This is a genomic window from Dermacoccus nishinomiyaensis (genome assembly GCF_900447535.1).
Lineage (GTDB): Bacteria > Actinomycetota > Actinomycetes > Actinomycetales > Dermatophilaceae > Dermacoccus > Dermacoccus nishinomiyaensis.
This window is the reverse complement of sequence record NZ_UFXX01000001.1, coordinates 1,771,076-1,794,624: the sequence shown is the minus strand read 5'-3', so window position 1 is coordinate 1,794,624 and position 23,549 is coordinate 1,771,076. Positions and strand designations below refer to the sequence as shown.

23 protein-coding genes are annotated in these 23,549 nt (G+C 67.9%); 10 read left to right on the top strand and 13 right to left on the bottom strand.

All coding sequences use genetic code 11. The features are described 5' to 3' along the window. Positions 1-11 precede the first annotated feature (11 nt). Positions 12-1,337 carry a glutaminase gene (locus DYE07_RS08335; protein ID WP_082740558.1) on the bottom strand — a complete coding sequence of 442 codons (1,326 nt, stop codon included), beginning with the start codon at positions 1,335-1,337 and terminating at the stop codon, positions 12-14. Positions 1,338-1,543: 206 nt separating this feature from the next. Between DYE07_RS08335 and DYE07_RS08330 the strand changes: the two genes are divergently transcribed. Then, positions 1,544-2,209, top strand: a complete 666-nt coding sequence (locus DYE07_RS08330; protein WP_115296757.1) for a class I SAM-dependent methyltransferase — start codon at positions 1,544-1,546, stop codon at positions 2,207-2,209. A gap of 28 nt (positions 2,210-2,237) precedes the next feature. Here the strand turns inward: DYE07_RS08330 and DYE07_RS08325 are convergent, their stop codons facing one another. The 4 genes from DYE07_RS08325 to DYE07_RS08310 form a co-directional block, all read right to left on the bottom strand. Further along, positions 2,238-2,951, bottom strand: coding sequence for an NUDIX hydrolase (locus DYE07_RS08325; RefSeq protein ID WP_062256663.1), 714 nt, complete (start codon positions 2,949-2,951; stop codon positions 2,238-2,240). Between the two features lie 13 nt (positions 2,952-2,964). Beyond that, positions 2,965-3,630, bottom strand: coding sequence for an exonuclease domain-containing protein (locus DYE07_RS08320; protein WP_115296756.1), 666 nt, complete (start codon positions 3,628-3,630; stop codon positions 2,965-2,967). A 187-nt stretch (positions 3,631-3,817) separates the two neighbouring features. Further along, positions 3,818-4,723, bottom strand: coding sequence for a glucose 1-dehydrogenase (locus DYE07_RS08315; protein WP_115296755.1), 906 nt, complete (start codon positions 4,721-4,723; stop codon positions 3,818-3,820). A 141-nt stretch (positions 4,724-4,864) separates the two neighbouring features. Further along, positions 4,865-5,779 carry a DNA-formamidopyrimidine glycosylase family protein gene (locus DYE07_RS08310; RefSeq protein WP_115296754.1) on the bottom strand — a complete coding sequence of 305 codons (915 nt, stop codon included), beginning with the start codon at positions 5,777-5,779 and terminating at the stop codon, positions 4,865-4,867. A gap of 154 nt (positions 5,780-5,933) precedes the next feature. Here DYE07_RS08310 and DYE07_RS08305 point away from each other — a divergent pair, with 154 nt between their 5' ends. Next, positions 5,934-6,449: a hypothetical protein gene (locus tag DYE07_RS08305; protein ID WP_115296753.1), complete on the top strand. Its 516-nt coding sequence runs from the start codon at positions 5,934-5,936 to the stop codon at positions 6,447-6,449. Positions 6,450-6,564: 115 nt separating this feature from the next. On the opposite strand, the gene DYE07_RS08300 is transcribed toward DYE07_RS08305, so the two are convergent. From DYE07_RS08300 to DYE07_RS08290, 3 genes are all read right to left on the bottom strand, one after another. Continuing rightward, positions 6,565-7,872 carry a cytochrome P450 gene (locus tag DYE07_RS08300; RefSeq protein ID WP_115296752.1) on the bottom strand — a complete coding sequence of 436 codons (1,308 nt, stop codon included), beginning with the start codon at positions 7,870-7,872 and terminating at the stop codon, positions 6,565-6,567. Between the two features lie 200 nt (positions 7,873-8,072). Next, positions 8,073-8,366 (bottom strand): DUF7218 family protein, encoded by a 294-nt coding sequence (locus tag DYE07_RS08295; protein WP_420484785.1) that lies wholly within the window; start codon positions 8,364-8,366, stop codon positions 8,073-8,075. A 229-nt stretch (positions 8,367-8,595) separates the two neighbouring features. Beyond that, positions 8,596-9,081, bottom strand: coding sequence for a hypothetical protein (locus DYE07_RS08290; RefSeq protein ID WP_115296751.1), 486 nt, complete (start codon positions 9,079-9,081; stop codon positions 8,596-8,598). Between DYE07_RS08290 and DYE07_RS08285 the strand changes: the two genes are divergently transcribed. Further along, a complete protein-coding gene (locus DYE07_RS08285) occupies positions 9,080-9,688 on the top strand; it encodes a hypothetical protein (protein ID WP_115296750.1) in 609 nt (202 codons plus the stop codon). The genes DYE07_RS08290 and DYE07_RS08285 overlap by 2 nt on opposite strands. Before the next feature lie 103 nt (positions 9,689-9,791). Here DYE07_RS08285 and budC read toward each other — a convergent pair whose 3' ends face one another. Continuing rightward, positions 9,792-10,559, bottom strand: coding sequence for a meso-2,3-butanediol dehydrogenase (budC, locus tag DYE07_RS08280; RefSeq protein ID WP_062256652.1), 768 nt, complete (start codon positions 10,557-10,559; stop codon positions 9,792-9,794). A gap of 200 nt (positions 10,560-10,759) precedes the next feature. Here budC and DYE07_RS08275 point away from each other — a divergent pair, with 200 nt between their 5' ends. Then, positions 10,760-11,371, top strand: coding sequence for a DedA family protein (locus DYE07_RS08275; protein WP_237723840.1), 612 nt, complete (start codon positions 10,760-10,762; stop codon positions 11,369-11,371). Positions 11,372-11,466: 95 nt separating this feature from the next. Here the strand turns inward: DYE07_RS08275 and DYE07_RS08270 are convergent, their stop codons facing one another. Then, entirely contained in the window at positions 11,467-12,075 is a 609-nt protein-coding gene (locus tag DYE07_RS08270; protein WP_006944651.1) for a hypothetical protein, read from the bottom strand. Between the two features lie 180 nt (positions 12,076-12,255). Between DYE07_RS08270 and DYE07_RS08265 the strand changes: the two genes are divergently transcribed. From DYE07_RS08265 to DYE07_RS08255, 3 genes are all read left to right on the top strand, one after another. Then, entirely contained in the window at positions 12,256-12,885 is a 630-nt protein-coding gene (locus DYE07_RS08265; RefSeq protein WP_237723841.1) for a hypothetical protein, read from the top strand. A gap of 333 nt (positions 12,886-13,218) precedes the next feature. Further along, complete coding sequence (locus DYE07_RS08260) at positions 13,219-14,364, top strand: hypothetical protein (protein WP_147286907.1); 1,146 nt, start codon at positions 13,219-13,221, stop codon at positions 14,362-14,364. Beyond that, positions 14,361-14,636: a hypothetical protein gene (locus DYE07_RS08255; RefSeq protein ID WP_115296747.1), complete on the top strand. Its 276-nt coding sequence runs from the start codon at positions 14,361-14,363 to the stop codon at positions 14,634-14,636. Before DYE07_RS08260 ends, DYE07_RS08255 begins: the two co-directional genes overlap by 4 nt. A 117-nt stretch (positions 14,637-14,753) precedes the next feature. On the opposite strand, the gene DYE07_RS08250 is transcribed toward DYE07_RS08255, so the two are convergent. Beyond that, positions 14,754-16,493 carry an ADP-ribosylglycohydrolase family protein gene (locus DYE07_RS08250; protein ID WP_115296746.1) on the bottom strand — a complete coding sequence of 580 codons (1,740 nt, stop codon included), beginning with the start codon at positions 16,491-16,493 and terminating at the stop codon, positions 14,754-14,756. Positions 16,494-16,598: 105 nt separating this feature from the next. Here DYE07_RS08250 and DYE07_RS08245 point away from each other — a divergent pair, with 105 nt between their 5' ends. After that, positions 16,599-17,360: a TY-Chap2 family putative peptide chaperone gene (locus tag DYE07_RS08245; protein ID WP_115296745.1), complete on the top strand. Its 762-nt coding sequence runs from the start codon at positions 16,599-16,601 to the stop codon at positions 17,358-17,360. A 14-nt stretch (positions 17,361-17,374) separates the two neighbouring features. Here the strand turns inward: DYE07_RS08245 and DYE07_RS08240 are convergent, their stop codons facing one another. Continuing rightward, entirely contained in the window at positions 17,375-18,775 is a 1,401-nt protein-coding gene (locus DYE07_RS08240) for an SIR2 family protein (RefSeq protein ID WP_115296744.1), read from the bottom strand. A gap of 495 nt (positions 18,776-19,270) precedes the next feature. On the opposite strand from DYE07_RS08240, the gene DYE07_RS08235 reads away from it, so the two are divergent. Beyond that, positions 19,271-19,879, top strand: coding sequence for a plasmid pRiA4b ORF-3 family protein (locus DYE07_RS08235; protein ID WP_172462974.1), 609 nt, complete (start codon positions 19,271-19,273; stop codon positions 19,877-19,879). A gap of 21 nt (positions 19,880-19,900) precedes the next feature. Next, complete coding sequence (locus DYE07_RS08225) at positions 19,901-20,536, top strand: hypothetical protein (RefSeq protein WP_147286905.1); 636 nt, start codon at positions 19,901-19,903, stop codon at positions 20,534-20,536. Positions 20,537-20,552: 16 nt separating this feature from the next. On the opposite strand, the gene DYE07_RS08220 is transcribed toward DYE07_RS08225, so the two are convergent. Then, the gene (locus tag DYE07_RS08220) at positions 20,553-23,549 is read right to left on the bottom strand and encodes a restriction endonuclease (protein WP_115296740.1); all 2,997 of its coding nucleotides are present in this window, start codon (positions 23,547-23,549) and stop codon (positions 20,553-20,555) included.

Here is a 23,549-nt window from a genome sequence, read left to right as displayed (position 1 = left end):
AACGGCGAGGTTCAGGCCCTCATGATCTGTTCGGCGACATCGTCGAGGTCGCGGCCCATGCGCACGTGCACCCCGCGCCCGAGGTCGAACCCTTCGTCGTCGAGCCGCCCATGGGTGAGGGGTGCGTCATCGAGGCCGGCGAACCAGACCTCATGCCCGTCAGCCGCGAGGCGCCGCACCGTCTCGAGGATCATGCGGGCCGCGGTCTCGTCGAGCGCGTGGACGTCGACGAGGTCGAACACGACGGTCTTCGTCGTCGGCGGCTCGTCGCTGATGAGCCGGACGACGCGCTCCGCGCCGGCGAACCGGATGTCGCCCTGCAGGTCGTAGACGTGCGCGTCGACGCCGCGCGAACCTCGCCCGAGCGGAACGACGTGGGAGTGTCGGACGACCGAGCGGGCAGGCGGCGGGACGTCCATGAGGTGCATGTCCATGTCTTCGCTGAGTCGCTCGAAGACCTGCACCCCTCGGGCCGAGTGGCCGTGCTCGTCGAGCGGCGGCGAGAACGTCGCGAGCCCCACCTGCCCGGGCAGCGCGCCGATGATGCCGCCCCCGACGCCGCTCTTGGCGGGGATGCCGACGGCCGTCAGCCAGTCACCGGCGGCGTTGTACATGCCGCAGCTCAGCATGACGGACAGCACCTGGCGGGCCGTGCGCGAGCTGACGACCTGCTCACCGGTCACCGGGTGGAGGCCGCCGTTGGCGAGCGTCGTCGCCATGACGGCGAGGTCACGCGTCGTCACGCGCACGGCGCACTGCTCGACGTAGCCGTGGACGACGACGTCCGGGTCGTCCGTCAGCATGTCGTAGCTGCGCAGCATGTGCCCGATGGCGAGGTTGCGGTGCGCGTCGTGCCATTCCGATTCGGCGACGGTCCTGTCGATGCTCAGCTCGCGCCCGGCGAAGGCCGACAGACCGGCGACGATGCGTCGCACGCGCGCCGACTCGTCGTCATCGGGGGAGGCGACGAGAGAGTGCGCCGTGATGGCGCCGGCGTTGATCATGGGGTTGAGAGGGCGCTTGCTGCCCGCCTCGAGGCTGATCTCGTTGAACGCCTCACCGCTCGGTTCGACGCCGATGCGACGCTGCACCTCGTCGAGGCCGCGATCCTCGATCGCCATCGCGTAGACGAACGGTTTGCTGACCGACTGAATGGTGAACTCCGCCTCGGCGTCACCGGCGCTGTAGATCATGCCGTCGACGGTGGCGATTGCGAGGGCGAACAGTGACGAGTCGACGCGGGCCAGTTCCGGAATGTAGTCGGCATTCCGGGCATGGGCGTCGGGCGGGCAGGCCTCGAGCGTCGCCGCGAGGTAGTCAGGAATCAGCGAGATCATCGAGAAAACCGTACGACCTGCGTCTTGTCGCGGACGAATCGGTTGCTCCGTGCGTGCAAATGCACGCGGGTCCATTTGCACGCACGGAGGTCGTCGGGAGGCATCGGCCATGCGGTGCGGGCGTTGTCTCAGGGTGGCTAGCATATTTTATAGACGCGTAGAGATTGTCCGATCACCGATCACGCAGTGGCGGCGAGCATGGTGACATGCACTCTGAAACGACGCCGGACGCCGCGACGAGCGGCCCTGCTGGGCATGACATGAACTGGCACGACGTCTACGGGGGCGAGCAGGTCTGGAGCGGCAACCCGAACGACGCGCTCGTCGCGGTGCTCACGAAGCAGTTGGCCGACTTATCCCCGGGTCGAGCGCTTGACGTCGGCTGCGGTGAGGGCGCTGACGCCATCCACCTCGCCGAGCAAGGGTGGCAGGTGACGGCCCTCGACGTCGCGGCACCCGCGCTGGAACGGGGGCGTGCGGCAGCCGAAGTAAGCGGAGATGACGTCGCCTCCCGCATCACGTGGGTGTGTGCGGGGCTGCTCGACGCGGCCTTGGCGCCGGACAGCTTCGACCTCGTCAGTGTTTTCTACCCCGCTCTACTGCGCACCGAAGATCAGTCGATCGAGCGCTCGCTTCGCGACCTCGTCCGACCCGGTGGCGCATTGATCGTCGTGTCTCACGCGCACGTCGATCGCGATCGCGCGCTCGAGCACGGCTTCGACCCGGACTCCTACGTCACGATCGCCGACGTGGTCGCCCGCCTCGGTGAGGGGTGGCAGATCGAGCAGTTCGAGTCGGAGCGCCACGTCACCGAGGGTGCCGGTGCCCACCACCAGGCCGACATCGTTCTCGTCGCGCGTCGTAGCGACTGATCAGCTGCGCCCCGCGCCGGGCGCATGATCAGCTGCGCGCCCGCGCCTCGCGCACCGACGCGCGGGTCAGTGGCGGGTAGATCGTCTGGGCGCTGCCGCGGCGGTAGAGCTTGGCGGGGCGCCCGCGCCCGACGCGGCTGTCGCCCGTCTCCTCGACGAACCCGTCGACGCTCAACACCTTGCGGTGGAAGTTCGCAGGTTCGAGCGAGCCGCCCCACACGGCTTGGTAGACGTGGCGAAGCTGCGACATCGTGAACTCGTCGTCGAGGAAAGCCGTTGCGACAGAGGTGTATTCGAGTTTGGAGCGGGCGCGTTCGACGCCGTCGGCGAGGATACGCTGGTGGTCGAACGCGAGCGGCATCCCGAGCGCTTCGTCGACCGGTACCCACACCGCTTCGAGCGCGTCGGACGCCGCTTCGAGGTCGGGAAGGCGCGCGCCGAACACCGTCCACGCGACGCCGATGACGCGTTCCGGCCGCGGGTCGCGCTCGACCTCGGTGTACGTGCGCAACTGCTCGAGCACGACGTCGCGCTCCGCGATGCCGACCTCTTCACGCAGCTCGCGATAGGCGGCCTGCTCCGCCGACTCGCCGCGACGCATGAAACCGCCCGGCAGCGCCCACTTGCCTCGCTCCGTCGCGGCGGCCCGCCGGATGAGCGCGACGTGCAGTTCGTCGTCGCGCAGGGTGAGCACCACCATGTCGGAGGCGACGAGGGCGACCTCGCGATCAGCGTCAGACATGCCCCGAGTCTAGTCAGCGCGACGATCGACGCCGCCCGGCCCGCCGTTTTCGCAGCCGCCGACGCAACCGCTGCCACCGGATCTGCGTGCGCCACCATCGCGGCAGCGCGGCGCACTCCTCGAGCGGCAGCGGCGCAGCGCGGCGCCCCGCCTCGTCGAGACAGCGTCGCAGCACCTCGACGAGCACGCGCACGTCGTCACCTGCGCGGTGCGCGTTCTCGACGGGGATGCCCCAGTACTCGGCGAGCGTGCCGAGACGCAGGTTGTCGGTCGGTAGCTCGAGCCCCCGCGCGAGATGCCATGTGCACAGGCGTTCGCTGACGGGCAGCTCACGCCCGGCGCGGCGCGCCTCCGCAGCGAGGAACGCCCAGTCGAACGCCGCGTTGTGGGCGACGAGGATGCGCCCATCGAGCAGTTCGCTCAGTTCGTCGACGAGGTCGGCGAAACCGGGTGCGTCGCGCACGTCGTCATCGCTCAGCCCGTGGATATGGACGGGCCCGGTGCCACCGCGGGCTCGCACGAGCGAACTCCACTCGCGCTCCAGGCCTCCTGACGGCGTCAGCTGCGTCACCGCCACCTCGATGACGCGGTGCCGCAGCGGGTCGAGCCCGCTCGTTTCCACGTCGACGACGGCGAAACCGCGCCGCGCGGGCGGGGGGACAACGCTCGGTGCAGGCATGTGAGCCACTTCCCGTTGCTGGTCGCGCGCCACCTCGTGAGCGGCGCGTCGCCGTCTCCTGCGGCGATGACTTCACGGTACGAGTGAGCACCGACAACCCCGGAACGACGCGGTTCTCACGCCATCGCGGCGCCCCCTGACGTGAGGGGGCGCCGCGACGAACGAGCTCAGAGAAGGGCCGCCGCGGTCACGGGCTGACCATGCCGCCGTTGACGTTGAGCGTCTCGCCGGAGACGTACCCCGACTCAGCGCTCGCGAGGTACACGTACGCACCGGCGAGCTCGGCGGGCTGCCCCGCGCGCCCGAGCGGCGTGTTCTGGCCGAACTCGGGGATGTTCTCCTGGAACTGCCCGCCGGAGACCTGCAGCGGCGTCCAGAACGGGCCCGGTGCGACGGCGTTGACGCGGATGCCGTTCGGCCCCTGCTGCGCAGCCAGAGCCTTGCTGAACGTGTTGATCGCGGCCTTCGTCGTCGCGTAGTCGAGCAGGTGCTCGCTCGGGCCGTAGGCCTGGATCGAGGTCGTGTTGATGATGGTGGAGCCGGCGGGCATGTGCGGCAGCGCCTCCTGAGTGATCCAGAACATTGCGTAGACGTTCGTCTTGAGCGTCTGGTCGAACTGCTCGCTCGTGATGTCGGCGATGTCGGCCTGCGCCTGCTGGAAGCCGGCATTGTTGACGAGGATATCGAGCCCACCGAGCTTGTCGACGGCGTCACGCACGAGTTGACGCGCGGTCGCCTCCTCGCTGATATCGCCCGGCAGCAAGTAGGCCTGACGCCCGGCGTCCTCGACGAGCTTCGCGACCTCGGCGGCGTCCTTCTCCTCGCGCGGGTGGTAGCTGAGCGCGACGTCGGCGCCCTCACGCGCGTAGGCGATGGCGACGGCGCGCCCGATGCCGGAGTCTGCCCCCGTGACGAGGGCCTTGCGCCCCTGGAGACGGCCGGTGCCGCGGTAGGTGTCCTCGCCGTGATCGGCCTTCGGCGTCAGCTTCGCATCGAGCCCGGGCCACGTCAGCTCCTGCTTGGGAAAGTTGTCCGAGGGGTACTGCGTGACGGGGTTGGTGAAGGTGTACTGATCGGTTTTCTTGTCGGTCATCGCGGGCCTCCTGGCACGTCGGGCGATCCGGAAAATGTGGCGAACAGTGGTGCAGCACTGGCTTGTTCAGGACGCTACCCGCGCGCGAGCACCGTCGGCAATGACCCGTGAGGGTGGATGCCGCACCCCCACGTTGCACCGTCATCCCTTGTAGCGTTTGCCTGTCGTCTTGCTCTCGCGCAGCACGCCCTGTGGCCGGCCGTCGTCGTTCGGTGCCAGACCGCCCTGGCACGTCGGGCAGCTGAACAGGGTCCGCTCGCGCCCGGGGTCGCCGGCCATCGCGACGCGGATCGTGTCGTTGCAGCGCAGGCACGCCATCCCCGACCGGGCGTGGACGTAGCGGTCCTGCCCCGCGCGGGCGTCACCCGTCGACGATTGCACCCCGGTGCGTCCGCTGACGAGCATGAGGCGTCGCGCGTCGTCGAGCACCGCCTCGAGCACCCCGTCCGGCATCGCGGCGAGTTGCGTCCACGGCAGGATGCGGTGCACCCACAGCATCTCGCTGATCCAGAATGTGCCGAGACCGGCGACGAGCCGCTGGTCGAGCAACGCCTCACCGACCGGGCGTTCGGGCTGTGCGCGCAGGTTGTCCAGCGCCCGCCCGCGCCCGCCGCCGTCCCAGTCATCGGCGAGCAGATCGGGCCCGAGGTGCCCGACGACGTCGCACTCGCGCGCGGTCTCGAGGACGTCGAGCACCCCGAGCTTCGAGCCGACGGCGAGCGTCCGCGGGGTGTAGAGCAGCGCCCGCGTCGTGTGGGCGGTGACGGCGCGTCGGACGTCGGCCTCGGCGCCGGCAGCGGCGCGTCCCTGGAGGGTCGACGGGGCTGGCAGCAGGCTCCAGCGGCCCTCCATCTTGAAGTGGGAGTGGATCGTCACGCCACCCTCGAGCCGATGCAGCATGTGCTTGCCGTGCGTGACGACGGGCAGGCACTCGCGCCCCGAGAGATCAACCGTCGCGAGCCGCGGCGTGCGCAGATCGGTGCGCGTCAGGCGTTGCCCGAGCAGGGCGCGGTTGAGGCGCGCCGCAGCCCACATGACGGTGTCGCCCTCAGGCACGGGGCCTCCTTCGGTCGTCGTGGCACGGCGTTCTCAGCGAAGTATGAGCGATGTTTCACGTGAAACGCAGGGAAAACGCCGACGGCGACATTGGCCGCGTACGCCAGTCTTTGCGACGATATCTCCCGATCAAGCCACGGGGAGGGAAAGAAAAATGAACCACATGCGCAGGGGAGGCGTCGCGCTGGCCGCGGCGCTCACCGTCATGCTGACCGGGTGCGGCGCCGTCGAGGACGCCGTGTCGAAGGCCACCGATTCGACGAAGAGTGACGCCGCCGACGCGACGCCGAGCGGGTCGGCGCCGTCGGCCGCATCCGGTTCGGCCGACAAGCCCATCGGCCGCGCCTCGATCGACCTGGGCGGCTCCGCCTCCTCGTTGCCGCCGGAGAAGACGTCGAGGCCCGACGCCACGGACTGCTACGCGGGGTCCTCACGTATCTATGACCGGCACGGCGTGACGTGCGTCGAAGCGCGCTCGGCCATGCAGAAGTACGAGGCGACGCCCGCGTCAGCCAAGGGCAGCGAGGCGCGCGTCGACGCCTACACGTGCTCGCACAATCCGGACATCATGGTGACGCAGGGTGCCGCGCCGGCGAAGTGCGTCGACGGCTCCGGCAACGTTGTCTTCAACTGGCGTTACCCCGGCGCACCGCAGCCGGCCAGGGGCTGACGGCTGCCGCCCGGCGTCGGCGAAACCCCCACCGTCGGCAAGACGCCGAACGCCGCGCCGAGTCGCGCTGCGGCGGCCCGGCCCGGCGTCCGATTCGGAGGATCTGCTCGTCCTGTCAGGCCTGACGGGTGACGCGCACCCGGGCGCCGTTGCCCGGCATCGTGGGCAGCTGCGTCCAGGAAAAGTCGAGACCCTTGGGGTCGATCTCGACACCGGGCGTGCACAGACCGGAGATCGTCACCGACAGTGCGGTCACGGCGATCTTCTCGCCGGGGCAGCGGTGCCCGGTCGCGACGTCGCCGCCGCCCTGCGGGATGAAGTTCTCGATCTGCTCGGCGTCCTCGACCCCGAGGAAGCGCTCCGGCTCGAAGCTGTCTGCGCGCTCCCAGCCGCTGGGGTCGGTGTTCGTGCCGAGCACGTCGATGAGCACGCGCTGGCCCTTGCGGATCTTCTGCCCGCCCCATTCGAACGTGTCGCGCGCGAACGCCGGCAGCATCGGGACGAACGGCGACGTGCGACGCACCTCCTGCGCGAACGCGACGGCCGTCGGATTCCCGAGCAACGTTCCACGTGAAACCACCTCGCCCGCGATGCGCTCGCGGTACTCGGGATGCTCGACGAGCGCACGCGCCGCGAAGGCGGCGAAACGCGCGACCGCAATCGTCGGTCGAGTGGCGTTCTGCAGTTCGACTCCGGCCGTGTGCTCGTCGAGCAGGGAGCCGTCGAGGTGGGTCTGCTTGGCGACCTCAGCGAGCGCGGTGCCCTCGGCGGGCGTGATCTCACCGCGACGCGTGCGCGCGACGAGGTCGGCGGCCCACGCGTCGCAGCGGCGGCGGTTGAGCCACGCCTCGACGTGGGCGGGGCTCTTCTTGCCGAACCCGTCGACGATCTGGCCGAGGCGCTCGGCCCAGACGTCGAGCTCGGCGTCGTCACCGGGGATGCCGGCCCAGCGCAGCGCGGCCCGTCCGTATGTGATGACGCTGCCGTCGTACACCGTGCCGGGTGCCTCGACCCAGCGCTCCAGCGTCTTGCGCATCTCGTCCTCGAGGTACGGCATGAGACGGCGCACCTGAGCGTCGTCGTACGCGATGCGCACGAACATGGCCTTGCGGTGACGGTGCTCGTCGTCGTCGAGGCCGTGGACGGCGCCCTTGCCGAACAGAGGGCCGCGGATGGGCAGCGGCATCGCGCCGTCACGCTTCATGCGGGTCGTGTCGTAGAACAGCTCGACGCCTTCGCGCCCGCGCACGAGGAGGGCTGGTTTGCCGAGCATGCGCAGACCGAGCGGACGCCCGTCGCCGGCGTCGCGCCCGCGCGCCTCGCGGACGCGGCTCTGGAACAGGTAACCGTCCGCGAGGAAGGCGGCCGTCTGATCCGGCAGCTTGCCCAGCGTGTCGGCGATCTTCGTCGTGATGGTGCTCATGCTGACCCCGATTCGCTTGGAGAACAACGGATTTGTCCCCAGCCTAGGCACGCCGCCAGAACGCCCGCTGAGTGCCTCATGACATGTGAGAGCGAGGTCTCGCGCTCGGCTGCCCGAACGGCGCGCCGAGGTGGGCGATCCGCCGAGAGGCAGCCGAGACGGTGGGCGTCCAGTCGAAACCGCCGTCTGAGCGCCGGGCGTCACCCGTCGCGCAGGGCCTCGATGAGTTCGTCCTTCGTCATCGTGCTGCGGCCTTCGACCTCGAGCTCGCGGGCGCGCTCACGCAGTTCGTCGACGGTCCAGTCGTCGTAGCTGCCGTGCTCGCCGCCCTTGCGTCCGACGGTGCTGCGTGACGAGTTCGCGGCCGCGTTGGCGATGCGGGCCGACTTCTCCTTGCTGTTGCCCTCGCGCCGCAGCGCCTCGTACATCTCGTCGTCCTTGACCGACGGGCCCGGGTCGTCGCTCGAGGCGTTCTTGTCCTGGTTCTTCGCCACGTCACTTGTCCTTCCATGCGCGTGATGCAGACGTCTCGATCATGCCTCGGCCGTGAGTAGTTCTACTCACCCTGCGAGGTGGGATCCAGTGATCGCATGGCCCGCGCAAATTGGAATCAACGCCCTCGTGTGCGCCTTCTTCGTCGGTCTTCTGCCGGTGCTTGCCGGGGGCAGCGCGGGCGCCGCGGTCGGCGCGCGCGTCAGCACCGCCCATGACGTCGCACCGCGGTCACGGTGCGTAGACAACCTTCGTCACGGCCACCGTCTTCGGGGCCATGTTGTTGACGCTGTACTGCGCCGTCCACGTCGCGTTGGTCTTGTCGAAGTATTTCTGCCCAGCACCCTTCGTAGGGTCGAAATCCTTGGGCAGCAACAGCACTGCGTCGCCGGCGTTGTCGCAGTAAAGCCAGCTGCGACGGTCTTGGTAGTGCGTCGTCTGGTCGTGCGACGCAGCGGAACACGTCGCCCCGTTGGTGAGCTTCACCTGCAGGGGAGTCGGCTGCTCGCCGGGGTCGCGCGGCCGGATCTTCGAGACGTTCGACGGGAACCGTACCGCCATCTTCTGTTCGAGGCTCTGCAGGCACAGCACGTTTCCGGTCGCCTTCTCCTTCTGGCACGCGATGAGACCGGCGGCGATCGCCCCGCACGTGAAGGACTTGCCGGTCTTGGAGTAGGGGCTGACATCGGCGCTGGGTGAGGACGAATCGAAGCCCATGCTGCAGCCGTCGTTGTCGAGGGTCGGCACGTTCCACGATGCGTCGGGCCAGACGGTCGTGCTGACGGTGGGGGCACTGGCGATGGTGGCAGGGGCCGACGATCGCGCGGTGTTCGATGCTCGGGACGAAGAACCGGCCGGGGAGGGCGACGTCGCGGACGGTTCCGAGGGACCTGACGGCGCGCTCGCGCTGGCAGCTGCCGAGGACGCCGGCGTCGCGGACGACGATGTCGACGTAGCGGCAGCCGACGTCGACGTCGAGGTGCTCGAGGAAGCTGACGTCGAAGAACTCGGTGAGGGCGAGGTGCTCGTCGCGCTGGGTGGGGTGGAGTCGGCGGTCGTGTCGCCGGAGCCGCCGCATGCCGCCAGGGCGAGCGTAAGCGCACCGAACGACGCGAGGGTGAGTGAGCGGATACGGGCCATGGTGTCTCCCGGGGTCAGCGTGCTGCCTATGGGTTCACCACGAGCACATCACACGTGGGCGCCGCGTGGTGGTTCGGCGTGTGCAGTACCCAAGGTTCACGCGACGTTCGTGCTGGCTCGCCTCGAGAAGGGGCGGCATGCGCTCCGACGAGTACCCACACGCGGTCGTCTCGAACGCCGATGAACCCGGCGTCGACGAGCCGACGAGACCAACCACGCAAGCAAGCGAAGAGCCGTGAACCGCAGCGGCTCTCCCCGTCATTCGCTCGGGGAGAGCCGCCGATGCGTCAGCGGCGCGGCTGGCCGTTGGAAGCGGTCGTGCCGCCGTCGACGGGGATGATCTGGCCGGTGATGTACTGAGCGTCCTTGGTCGACAGGAACAGCGCGATACCGGCGAGATCCTCGGGCACACCGACGCGGCCGAGCGCGAGGCGGTCGACGAAGGGCTGCAGGTCGTCGTCGCTATCGGCCATGTCCGCCGTCATCGGCGTCTTGGTGAAGGCGGGCGCGATGCCGTTGATGCGCACGCCCTTGGCGCCCCAGTCGAGGGCGGCGCTCTGGATGAGGCCGCTGAGCGCGTACTTCGTCGAGTTGTAGACGGGCTGGCCCCAGTCGCCGCCGATGCCGCTGACGCTCGTGACGACGGTGATCGAACCGTTCGTCTTCGCCAGTTCGGGCAGCGCTTCCTTGAGCATGTAGAAGAAGCCGTCGACGTTGGTGCCGTAGGCGGCGGCGAAGTCTTCGTCGCTCGTCTCGGTGACGTCACCGCCGACGTGCTGGCCGGCGTTGTTGATGACGACGTCGAGGTGGCCATACGTGTCGACGGCCGTCTTGACGAGGGCGGCGACGTCGTCGTGCTTCGACACGTCGGTCTGCACGGCGAGGGCGTTGTCGCGCCCGGCGATGACCTCGTCGAGCTTCTCCTTGCGGCGCCCGGCGACGACGACGGTGGCGCCGTTGTCGAGAAACGCATCGGTGATGGCGGCGCCGATGCCGGTGCCGGCGCCCGTCACGATGACGACCTTGTCCTTGACGTCGTACGTGTTCGCTGTCATGACCTGCTCCTTCGCGCGGGGTCGTGGCTGATGCCACCTGGTTGTTTCCAGCCTGTCGCGCAACGGTGTTCGCGTGCAACTGCGGCGCAGATGGCGGGGTGGGCGCCGGGCGCGACGTCGCCGCGCGGACGATGCGTGGCCGATGCGGCAGCGCGGCGCTCGCGGGCGGCTTGCAGTGTGGAGCCGTACGCTGTGCCCTCGTGTCGAGCATCTTCGAGTTCATCCTCAACCTGCCGCCGTGGCTCGTCCTCGTGTGCGCGTTCCTCTTCCCTGCGCTCGAGGCGTCGGCGTTCGTCGGTGTGGTCGTGCCGGGTGAGATCGGCGTCGTGCTCGCGGGGGTCGTCGCGAATCAGGGGAAGTTGCCCGTGTGGGCGGTGCTCGTGGCGTCGATCGCGGGGGCCGTCATCGGCGACTCGATCGGCTACGAGGTCGGCAAGCGTTGGGGTGAGCAGATCCTGAGCAAGCTGCCCGCCCGCCTGCTCGACAAGCGCAAGATGGAGAACGCGAAGGACGCGCTGCGCCGTCACGGCGGCAAATCGGTGTTCTTCGGGCGTTTCACCGCCGCGCTGCGCGCCCTCATCCCCGGTGCCGCGGGCATGAGCGGGTTGCCGTACGTGAAATTCGTGTTCTGGAACGCGCTCGGCGGGTCGATCTGGGCGACGGCGTTCGTCCTCATCGGCTACATCGCCGGCAGCCAGTACAAATCGGTCGAGCGCTTCGCGAACTGGATCGGCATCGCCCTGCTCGTCGGCATCATCGCCTTCTTCGTCGTCAAGCACTTCCGCGGCAAGCGCCAGCACGAGCACGCCTGACTCACACACGTCTGAGTCCGAGGCACCTACCGCCCGGGGTGGACGATGCCCCGCCGACATCCGTCGACGGGACGTTCACGCGTCCTGATGTTGCGTCAGTCGCACTGCCAGCACACGCCGCTGGCGGGCAGCTGCGTGAAGCATGATGGGCAGACGGGCTGCGGTTCGTCCTCGCGCTTCGCGGCGCGGGTGCGTTCGGCGGCGCGGTCGGCGCGTTCGCGGCGCACGATGACCTGCTCGGGGATGCGTGCGACGCCGCCGCTCTCGGGCAGGTCGGTGGCATAGGCGCGGTAGCACATGAGGCGGTGTTCGGCGGCGTCCGCTTCGACGTCGGGTTCGCCGACGAGTTCGGGCATCGTCAGGCCCTCGGCGATGGGCGTGCGCCAGTAGGCGGTGCCGACGGTGCCGTCGGTCTTGAGGCACAGCGACGTCAGCGGCGGATCGCCGGCGGTGGCGGCCTGCACGGCGCACAGTTCGAGGATCTTGCCGACCATGTTCGCCGGCGTCGACGAGGTGTGGATGCCCGATTCGCGCTGCACGTGCTGCGCGAGCTCCTTGTAGGTGATGAGGCCGTTGTAGTGCGTCGCGACCTGCTGCAGACGCTCGTAGGCGATGCGCGTCCAGACCTTCAGGGCGTCGGCGAACTCGACGGGCGTGCCGTCCTCCGCGCGGTAGGTACCTCGTGGTGCGGGGGACGTCGACATCAAGCCTCTTTCGTCGGTTTCGTCGGTGGGGGTGCCCTCGAATTATCCCCCGGCGCGCTGGGGGGCTGCGACCAGCAGCGTCGTGAGATCACCCACGCTTGCCTGGGCGTTTCGTCGACATCGCGGGTGCCCGACGTCGGGGTGGGTGACGTGGCGCGGCGGAACAGGGACGATGGGGGCATGAGTGATGGTGGACGCATGCGACGCGACAGGTTCGACGGGCACATCGCCGGCGTGGGGACGGCATCGGGTCGACGTTTCGTCGTCGGACGGTGGACGCGCTCGCCGTGGGGATCCTTCGCGGACGTCATGGTGGCGCACCCCGACGGGCGACGGGAGCTGCTCGCCCCGAACGACGAGGTGGCCGAATACGTCTGTGCGACCTATCAGTTCGACGACGTGACGGTCGTCGACGTCGCGATCGACGGCGCCACGGGGGCTGGTTTCACGTGGAACATCATGGCCGGTGAGTTGGATCTGAGCCTGACGTTCGGTCGTCGTCTCGCGCTCGCGTGGCCGCTGTGGCCGATTCGTGGGGCGCTCGTTCACCCGGGCACGGCACGCGCGATCGACCCGTTCGCGCGCGTGCTCATGCCGGGGGTTCGCACGGCGGGGACGGCCGGAAACGGGCGTCGCGAGTTCTATCTCGCGCAGGATCTGCGCGCCGTCACGGCCGTGCGCGGCACGTGGGCGGGCGATGACGTCGGGGCGCTCGCGGACGTCACCCCTGAGCCCGGTTTCGGATTCAGCTCGACGCCGCGCCGACCAGCCGTCACGACGGTGACGACGTTCGTCGAGGTGCCTGACTGAGGGGCTCAAAGCTGAACTCATAGTGCGCGGCGGATCATGAGTTCAAGGCAAGAGCGTCGCGCTGCAACGGTCCACAGCTCTTCATCGGGGTTGTGGGGGCTGATCTTACAACCGAACTCATACTTACCGCGCCCACCTAGCGGGGCCCGGCGGGAGCGCGGCGAGGCGCGGGGGTGTTCGTGTCTCGCGGTTCGGCGCTGGCCGCTGATGACGAGGTCTGCTGCGCCCCGATCAAGAGCCCTCCATCGCGATGGTGTGGGGGTTGTCACCGCTGGGGGCTACGTTGTGAGCGGGCCGAATGAGTCGGTCATCGAGCGACGAGGGGTGGATGGCGTGAGTGTGACGTGGGGTGAGGCGCGTCGGGTGCAGGAGGCCGGGCCGCAGCAGGCTTGGTGGCCGCAGGGTGAGCAGCCGCAGTGGGCGCGGGTGACGCCGTCGGATCTCATCGCCGTCACCAGTCAAGACGACGACGCGGACGCGGTGGAGCTGCCGGGGCTGTGGCGTCTCGATGCCTACGACGAGGAGCGCGAACTCGTCACGTACGAGCTGTGCCTCGCATCCGTCGACGGCGGACCGGCCGGCGAGCCGACGTTCGTGTGCCATGACGCAGGGGCGGTCGTCAAGTTCCGCGACGACCTGACGTTCGAGACCGGCGACGATGCACAGCCGCTCGTCGCATGGTTCGCGTGGCTGCAGCGTCGTGATGCGCTCATGGCGTCGGAGCCGCGTAGCGATGAGTGGGCGGGCGACGACGTCGACTCGCAACTCGAGCGCGCGGAGGCTGACGTCGTCGCGATGGGCGAGCAGACAGCGCTGCTGTCGGTGTTCGACAGTGTTGCGGCGATTCGCGAGTGGGTGGCACGGCTCTCGCCGAAGCCGCTCGTGCCGTTCGAGATCGTCGCGTTCGACGCGGCTGGCTGGCTCGAGGCCAAGCGTGCGCAGGATGAGGACGGCCTGTTGCACCAGTACCACGAGACGTCCGACGACGATCCATCGCAGATCGTCGTGAAGTGGCTCGCGGTAAAGCCCGACGTCGAGTCGGCGCAGACGTGGTTCACGACGGCGGACGGCGGTGTCGGCTCGGCGTACGTGTGGGGTTACTCCGAAGGGGGCGGTCAGGTGTCAGCGTTCGCCGTCGAGCGGGCGCTCGCATGGGGTGAGGTGGCGCCGTTCGTCGCCGACGAGTTCGCGGACAATGTACCCGCGTCTCGCCGGTGGATCGCCGTGCGCGCACAAGGCATGGTGTCGGGTATCGCTGTGCCCGTGGAGGATTCGTTCGTCACGGTGTCGACGGATGCGGACGGAGCGAGCTTCGTCTTCCGCGCCGAAGAGGCCGGCACGAGCGTCGCGCGCAGGCGTGCCGAGCAGGATTTCCGGTTGAAGTGGGCGCGCTGGTTCAACACCGACGAGGAACTGACGCGTGACGAGTTGGCGCGCGGCGTCGGCGCTGTCGAAGCGACGATGAAGGAGCTGGCATGACGAACGTGACTCACGAACTCGACTTGGGCGACACCGGGTTCGACGAGTTCGACGACGGCGATAGCACCCGCTGCACGTGGAACGAGTGCGTGTGCACCGAGACCCCGACGCACTACGTCGTGTTCGCCGAGCACGCCGGCGGTGGTAACGCGCAGCTCTTCTGCACGCGCCATTACGTGCTGACGCTCGCGAAACTCATCGAACTGCACCTGCCCGAGTGTTCGGGCAGCTTCTCCGACCACGTGCTGAGGTACGGGTCGCTCGCCGAGTAGTCGCTGTCCCTGGGCACACCATGGCCGGACGCTTGCTCGTGCTCAGGTCCTGGGCGTGTCGGGCGAACGCGCGGTCCGGTCGTGACAACGACTGTTGCGGCTTCAGGCCATGGGCGGTCAGGGGCTTTCCGAACCCCGGCCGTCGACGGGCCGATTCGCAGTGGTGTCCTCCCGCGCGGCTGCCTCCGCCGCCAACGAGTTGAACCAGAGCGCGTACTCGTCAGAGCTGATGTTCCCCATCATGGAGGCCACGTAGACCGGCGAGAGGTCCGAGTCGACATCGTCGAGCGAGGTCAGTTCGTCGTCGTACCAGCCCTTGGGTTCGCGTGGGATCTCACCACTGATCTCCTGGGCCCTGCGGCGATCCGCCTGGGCGCGCCGGGCGATGAGGGAGGCCGTGTCCCACAGCAAGCCACTGATGCTGGGCACGTCGAGTGTCGACAGGATGGCGTGTTCGGCCTCGTCGACGCCCAGGCCGCAATGCTTGACGCCGTAGATCAAGGCGACGGAGGGCGTGCGGTGGTGAGCGTGGACGCAGTGCAGCAGGACGGTGTGGCCTTCGGCACGTAGCTCGGCGAGCGTGTCAGCGGCGTCCTCGAGGGTGGCCGCGAGGTCGTTGTGTTGTGCGCGGTCGTCAGAGTCGACGAGCCAGAACTCGACGTGGTTCTCGGGCGCGGCGTCGGAGAACATCCGGTCCTCGACGCCGATGCGGGAGAGGGAGACCACAGCGTCGGCCTGGGTGTCGCGGAGACGCGACTGAGATCCGAGAAGCACCCCGGTGTCGAACGGGAGCGGCACCTCGCTGCGTCCGTGCGGCACGGACGACCGGCTCTGGAGGGGCCATTCGGTCTCGGCTGAAGGGGTTGCAGTGCGCAGCGCGAGCGTCATGAGGTCGCGGGCACGCATTCCGGGCCAACCGTGGATGCGGCGCCGCCAGGTGGCAGGAATCGCAGAGACGCCGTAGAGGGCGCCGACCATGGCGCCCGTGATGGCAGCGACGGTGTCGGTGTCGTGGCCGGCGCTGGCCGCTGCCTCGATGGCGGCGCTGGCGTGATGCCGGTTGCCACCCTCGAACGTGCTGTACCGCAGGACACGTGTCCGCGTGATGGCGGCGTGCGCGGCGCGCAGCGCGCCGAACGTCGAGCCGTTCGCTTCGATCGTGGAGGGGTCTGCGAGGGTGGCTGACTCGAGCCATTCGCGCCACTGGTCGCGGCGTTCTTCGGGCAGGAGGTCGAGGCCGGCCACGATGTCGTACTCGCCCGTCATGACGGCGTGTCGGATGGTCTCGGCGTGGAGGACGCACGAGTCGAGGACGAGGGGGTCGGCGTGCGTCAGTTCCGCGATCCGCCTGGCGTTCGAGGCGGTGAGCTCGCGGTCGTCGAGAGCCGTCAGCCCGACGATGCCGTTACGCATCAGTGCCCCGTTCCCGGCGGCGCGTTCGTGCGTGCGCGTGAAGGAACGAGCCGCGTCGACGTAGTCCTGATGCGAGGTTTCGTCCGGCGCGCTGCTCGCGCGCCCGGTCTCCACCGCTCCCAACACTGCGCGGGTCTGATTGCCGGCGTCGGTGGCGCCGGTCCTCAGCCAGTCGCTGAAGGCGTGCCCGATCCGGGTGAGGGCCGCGTCATCGAGTTCGTCGGCCTCCGCGCTCACGCGGGCGACACAGATCGCCATCTGGGTGTCGTCGCTCCATTCGCCTGGGGCGTAGGGTCCGAGGCCGCCGCCGATCATTGCGGGGCGTACGTCGGTGAGGGTGCTGCCGAACTCGTAGGGGACGCCGAGTGCGTCGCCGCAGGCCAGTGCGACGAGGACGCCTGCCGCTCGGTCGCGCTGCGGCGTGGTGAGGTGAGAACGGGCCATCGGTGCCTCCAGTACGTTGATGAGTCGATTCGACAATAAGTAAGTAGGCGTTAATATGTCAATAGGACACAAAAACGTGGAGGACGCATGCCGGGGGAGAACCAGATGGATGATCGTGCGGAGAAGGTGCTCGGGGATGCGTCTCTGGCCATCCGTTTCGACGTCAAGCAGGCGGCCGCCTGGCGCTTCATGGCGGAGATCGGCCGCCGCCATCCACACCTGCAGATTCTCGAGATGCATGCGGGCGGCGGGATGTACGACGAGGTCGTCTTGTGGGATCCGCACCGCGAGAGCACTCCGGTGCGTTGCAACTACGAAGGGCGTGTGCATGTGGCGCCGTTCGATCCGTGGGGGCAGAAGGCGAACTGGCTCGACGTGCTCACGCGGGAGCCCCGAGAGTTCGTTCGGTGGGTCGAAGAGGTGACGCGTCTGGGCTCGCCACGGAGCGTGCCCCGTTCTACGCCGGAGTCATTGACACACCGGGCGATTGCTCATCTCACCGCGTCGCGAGCCTTCGAGCGTCATGGTGTGCGCATGCTCAACGGGGTCTTCTCGAGCTCGGCCTCTGGCGACGGCGTGCGCCAAGCAGCCTTCGATGCGGTGCCCAGCATCCACCAGCATCGACGTGCTGCGTCGAAGGACTCGCCGAACGGCATGGGCGAGTGGCGTTTCTGGTTCGCGTGTGCCAAGCAGCCGGGCAGTGACCACGCGGCGCCCGTCCTCGCCTTCGAGACCACGGGGCACGTCTGGAAGGCCGGCCCTGACGTGGGTGATCGCTTCGATCTCAACCGCACCTATGAGGCCGTCGGCCGTGACTTCCTTCAGCTCATCGCGCGCTTCGACATGTGGCGCTCGCAGGAGGGGTGACGCGGTCTCGGTAGTCAGGCGAGTTCGGGAACAGCCCACATGGCGATGCTGTCGAGGAGGATCTCGAGGTGTCGCGCGTTGTCGGGGACGCGGGTGTCGTCCTCGCCGACGGCATGCCATTCGAGGCTTCCCTGCCAGAGCCGGCGGCGGTGCACGTCGGGGGCGAGGGTCAGCACCGTCCCGAGGAGGGCGGCGTCGGGGGTCGTCGCCGTTTCGCTTCCGCTGAGAGCGCCGTCGACATAGTGGGCCACCTCGTGGGTGAGCCGGAGGACGTTGTCGTCGGTCAGGGAGACGCCGACGAAGAGGACGTGGCTCGTCATGAGCATGCTCTGGAAGAGTGATCCTGCGGGACGATGACGACCGTCGTAGGCGACGAAGGACGATCGCGTGAGGACGATGTCGCCCTCGTGCTCGACGTCTCCGTGCATCTTGAGGATCCACGGTTGCGCGTGCACGGGCCGCTGGTAGGGCAGTTTGGCGATGTCGCCGCCCTGCTGGGATCGAACGGCGGTCTCGTACAGGTCGTCGTAGTTCGTCGTCGCGACCTGGCGGCACTGAAGCCCGGCAAGTAGCAGGTGCCCGAGTGCCGGCCGCCGGCGACCCTTGCTGTCGCGGTTAGACGCCGCCGCGACGACCTCTCGTCCCAGTGCGGTGCCGAGGAGCGCCTCGAGGAGCTGCGCCTGATCCAGGGGTGAGAGCGCGGAGAAGTCATCGCGAAACTGCGGTGCCTCAGCATCGGATTCGCCTGTCTTCATGACCGCCTTGCGAGCGTGGTCGGGCAGCGTCGCGGCAACGGATTTCAGCAGCCCGTCCCAGCTGGGCAGCCCGGCGCCCATGCTGACGCCGGCGCCGATCATGAGCGACAGGCTTCCCTCGCGCGCGCGACGCCCGAGGCGGGCTGCGAGGTCGTCAGGCGAAGCGGTGTGACCGGCTCGCCGGTGACGCTGCAGCGCCTCGAAGATCGGGCGTTCGGGGACGACGACGGCGAAGTCGAGGGGATGCTGTTCGGTGAGAGCCGCCAGTTCGTCGAGCACTGCGGCGACCATGGCACCGGCCGGTTGACCACCGCCGCCGGCGCCGATCAACGGGAGTGTCACGAGGTGTTGTGCTCGGCCGCGCACCACGGAGCGCCCCGCGAGTGCCGTCGCGATCTGCGCCACGCGTTCGCGCAGGCGGGCACGGAGCAAGGCGGCGTCCAGCGCGACGCGGTTGTCGTCAGTGACGTCGACGAACCAGAAGATGTCGGGCGAGACGCGCCCGTCGCGCGGCCAGCCGGCAGGGCGCTGGGGCTGGTCGCCGATGAGGTCCACCCAGTACGGCGCCACACTGAAGGAGGTGTCGGTCGGAAGCAGGATGGCGTCACACGTGACGTCCTGCAGGTGGCCGTGGACGAGGAAGACGTGACCGGGGCGCATCTCAGTCACCCTAGTGTCCCTGCGGCCCTCCTTGCCCGAACAGCGGCGGTGTCGTGCATGAAGCGGCCCGCGGGCCTGGATCGTCCGGAGGCGGGAGCACTGATGGCCGAGAAGGTTCCCGCGGATTCAGTGGCCTCCTGGCGAGTACGGCGAGCGAGCCTTGGGGCCGCAGTGTCGCCAGCGCGTCTCGGAGTCGAGTCGATGACACGATGGGGGCAGGGCTGATTCCGACGACCCGTCGGTCGAGGCGTTCATCCAGTCATTTCGTGAGCAGCTGAACGATGAGGAGAACTGGACTGACGTCGCCCGTGAGCTCGGGCTTCCACCGCAGGCCGGCGGCGACCAGCAAGCGTCAGGCGCCGGCGGCATGCCCGGTGCGGCGTTCCGCATGCCCGCCGGGGCGCGCCCGCAGGCTCGACGGAAGGTATCGCGCGCCGGTTCTTCACACCACCACCGCCGCGGCCACAGGTGACGTTGCCGCCGGCACGTGATGGCGTGCGGCTCCTCACCGTCCGTGTCGACGTCGACGAGGTGAAGCCGGCCGTCTGGCGCCGCATCGAGGTCCGCAGCGACGTCACGATGGCGCAGTTCCACGACGTCCTCCAGGCGGCGCTCGGCTGGGCGGATGCGCACCTGCACCGCTTTACGCTCGGACCGAAGAAGGACATCTGGGGCGGGCCGTACCTCGCGAGTGAGTGGGATGTCGAGGAGGGTGACGACCTCGACGAAGCGTCGGGCGTCGAGACCGAGGTCGTGCTCGATCAGGTGCTGCGCGCTCCCGACGATCGTGTGTTCTACGTGTATGACTTCGGTGACGACTGGGTGCACACGATCAAGCTCGAGAAGATCTTCGAGCTCGCGACGAGCGGTGCACCTGACGCCGACGGCTCGCTCGCGGAGTGCGTCGCCGGTCGCAACGCATGCCCGTTGGAGGATTCGGGCGGACCGTGGCAGTACAACGAACTCGTCCAGGGGCACAAGGCGCGCACCTTGCCACGGGAGTTGGCGGAGTGGGTGCTGCCGGGCTGGGATCCGGCGCGCTTCTCGGTCGACGAGGCGAACGTCGCGATCGTCGTGCTGTCGAAGGAGAACGAGGTTCTTTAGAGGATCGCTGAAGAGGGGGCGGTGGATCCGTCGCCGATGCTCGGCCAGACGTTGCGGCGGGCGTCGCCGCGCGCGCAGGTGGTGTTGCTCGGTTCGGTGTCGCGGGCTCGCACGGAGCGTGTCGAACCGACGGACGCAGAGCGCGCCGACGCGTTGCGCTCGTGGGTGACGCTCATCGGCATGCTCGCGGAGGGCCCGCTGCCGCTGACGCAAGCGGGCTACCTGAAGCCTGACACTGTCGGCAGGATCGTCGACGCGCTGCGCATCTGGACGCACGGCAGTAGCCGTCGAGAGATGGATGTCGTGCCGGTGACGGCGCTGCGTGAGTCGCTGAAGACGATGGGCTACGCGCGTCACTATCGCGGTGAGTTCGTGCTGACGAAGCGCGGCCAGGTAGTCGCGAAGGCGATTGCTGCGGGCGAGTTGGAGCAGTTGTGGCGATGTCGATGCCGCACTGGTGCCGGCGAAGGGCGCGAGTTCGAGCGTTGCGCGCGCACGCTCTACGCGCTGCTCAGTGGCTCGACGTTTGCGGCCCGCAGCGTCCGCGAGGCGAGCTGCCGCATACAGGGGGGAAACGGTAGGTGCCAGCGCTCTCAATTAGGGGTAAACCGGACCAAATGTGGCCCGGATCGCTCCGTTTACCGACGAATCATCTAAGCGGAATAAACCCTTATCACAGCCTCCATGCCCCGGGCGCCGAGCGGGCATAGTCCACGACACCGATAGCTTCGAAATGGCGCTTAGCTGCTTTTATCTTGGCGAGCTCGCTTGGCCGAAGCTTCGAATCGTCAAGTGTGCTCTTCGTCTCGCGGATCATATAGATCCGGTCTTCGTCGCCTTCCTTTTTGATAATCCCCCAGTCTGGATTATACGGCCCAACCGGAGTATCAATCTTGAACTTGGCTGGCAGCTTCATGAACATCTTAATGTCTTCACGGGAGTCGAGTAGCTCCGCGAACTGGCGCTCCACATCGGAGTCGAAGACGACGTAGTCGAAATCTGTCTTTCGGGTGTGCTGCACCTTGTACATCTGGTCGAGGAAGCGCTCCTTCTCATCCTCGCCGTCTCGCTGCAACTCACGCAGCTCGTATACCGAGCCAGCGATCCGCTCGTACTGGATGCCGTCAACCACGATCTTCGCCAGCTCACTCTGGAGGACACGCTTGGCCATCGCAATGAAGTCGTTCGGGTTGCCAATGAACTCACTCAACCGCTCGCTGCCGATCAGGATGTCGACGATGGTCTTGCGGGTGAGGGAGGTCGCCTCCTGAAGTTCCGTGATGATGTCGGGCAGGTCGTAGCTGCCCTTGAGGTCAGCCGAGCGGGTGCCGAGTTCCTCGCCCTTGGCGCCGCCTCGCAGCACCTTGACTCCGGCGCGGGTGACCTGGATGCGCAGCGCGTCGATCTTCGGCTCCTCACGGATCACCCGGATGGCGTTCTCGATCAGCTGGTCGCGACCGACCCGGACGCGGTAGGTGGTCTTCTGGCTGATCGTCTCCCAGAACTCCTCGAACTCGGGGGTCGAGTAGAGCTGCTTATTGAGCACGCGCGGCTGGCGCTTGCTGACCGGCTTGACGTACTTGCCGATGTTGGCGCGTTCAATCAGCTCGATGATGATCGACTCAGCCCAGACGAAGTCGACGGGCAGGCCGAGGTCGAATCCGAGCTGGTTCGGCTGAAACTTTGAGGTAACTGCGCCGTCCTTGTCGATGAAGCCCTTGTCCTTGAGGTGCTCCCACACCAGCACGGATCGCTGATAGCCGAACTGGTCGTCGGTGAGCGCACCGTTCTCGTCCTGCAGCGGGATCTTCGAGAACTCGGCCCGGCGCACCCGGCCGATCTCGACCCCGGCGTCCTTGTATTCGCGCTGGAGTGCGTCTGCGAACTTCGTGTACGACTCATTCGCTACTACCGTCAGCGTGGCGACGCCACGGTCAGCGACGCGGGCGTAGCCGTCCTCGGTCTTGGCGACGGGCAGGCGCAGCCCACGTCCGAGAGTCTGGCGACGCTCGGTCTCAGCGCCCATTTCGCGCAGGGTGCAGATCTGAAAGACGTTCGGGTTGTCCCAGCCCTCGCGCAGGGCAGAGTGGCTGAAAATGAACCGCACGGGCTCGTTCTCGTCGAGCAGGCGTGCCTTCTGCCGCATGATCAGTTCGTAGGCGTCGTCATCGGCCTTGGTGGTGCCGGACGAGTCCTGGAAGGTGGTTGTCTTGCCGCGCTTGATCTGGGAGAAGTACGCCCGGCGCAGTTCACTCGGCGCCTGCGGCAGCAGCTCCTGGTAGCGCGCGGACTTCGCACGCTCCTCGATGAAGACCTCGTCGAACCACTGCACGAAGTCACCGCTCGCGTCGTCGTTGTTCGTGCCGTCGCCCAGGTAGCTGGCGACCTTATCGACGAAGAAGAGGCTGAGCACCTTGATGCCCTTGGCGCGCAGCATCGATTCCTTGCGCAGGTGCTCGCGGACGGTCTCGCGGATCATCTCCTTGTAGATCGCGCCGGCCGAGGCACCGATGCTCTCGCCCTCGTAGAGGAAGCCGTGCGTGGTGAGGTCGACGTAGGCGGGCTCGATGCTCATCTCGTTGATGCGCCAGCCCTCGTAGATCGGGTTGTTCGTCAGGCGGCCATCGGACAGCTCCTGGTGCTGCTTCACGCTCACGACTCGGCGCTCGAGCGAGCCATCGGCTTTGCGGCAGGACAGCTCCAGCCGGGCCGACCACGACGGCTCACGCCGCACCTCCACCAGCCTCATATACGGCGTCGCGTCCGCGCCCTGCCGGGCCACCTCGGCGACGACGATCTGCTTCACCAGACCGAGATCGTGGGCGTCGACCGGGTCGAGCCGGTAGACGACGTTGCGCTGCTTCTTGTGCGTTGCGCTGTAGCGCAGGGTGAAGACGGGGTCGAGTTCACCGACCGCCGACTGAGAGAGCTGCGACTCCATGTTCTGCGGCTCGTCCAAGATCACGACCGGGTGGGTCGCCTTCAGATAGTCGATCGGGCGCAGGCCGTTCAGCTTGTCGCGCGTCTGGTGGATGATGCGCGTGTTCGCGTTGCCACGGATCGAGTCGATCGTCATGATGAGGATCTGCACGTTGGTCGAGGTCGCGAACGACTGCACCTCCTCAGCGCTCTTGCCGCTATAGACGGAGGCATCGAAGGTGATGCCCCGCGACTTGTAGAGGCTCTCGAAGTGCTCACGCATGAGCCGGATGCTCGTGCTGACACCCTCACGGATCGCCACGCTCGGCACCAGGATCACGAACTTCGTGAAGTTGTAGCGGACGGCCAAGTCGAAGATCGTGCGCAGGTAGACATAGGTCTTACCCGTGCCGGTCTCCATCTCGATATCGAAGTCGAGCGCGTCGCCCGCAAGCGCCGACGCCACCTCAAGGCCGTTGCGATCCTGCACACGCTGCAGGTTCGCAAGGATCAGGTCACGATCGAGCACCAGGCTGTTGCCGACTGCGCCGACTTCCTGCGTCAGGTCGATGTCAAGCACCGACTGATCCGAGTCGGGCAGCACCGCCGCACCATGCAGGGTCGTGACCAGCTTTTCTGCATCCTTCGGCTGCCCGTCGAACAGGTCGACCACGGACGCGATCGCATCCAGCTGATACGGCTGACTGGCGTCGAACTGGAATCCTGAACCGCTCGCTGTGCTGTTCTTCAT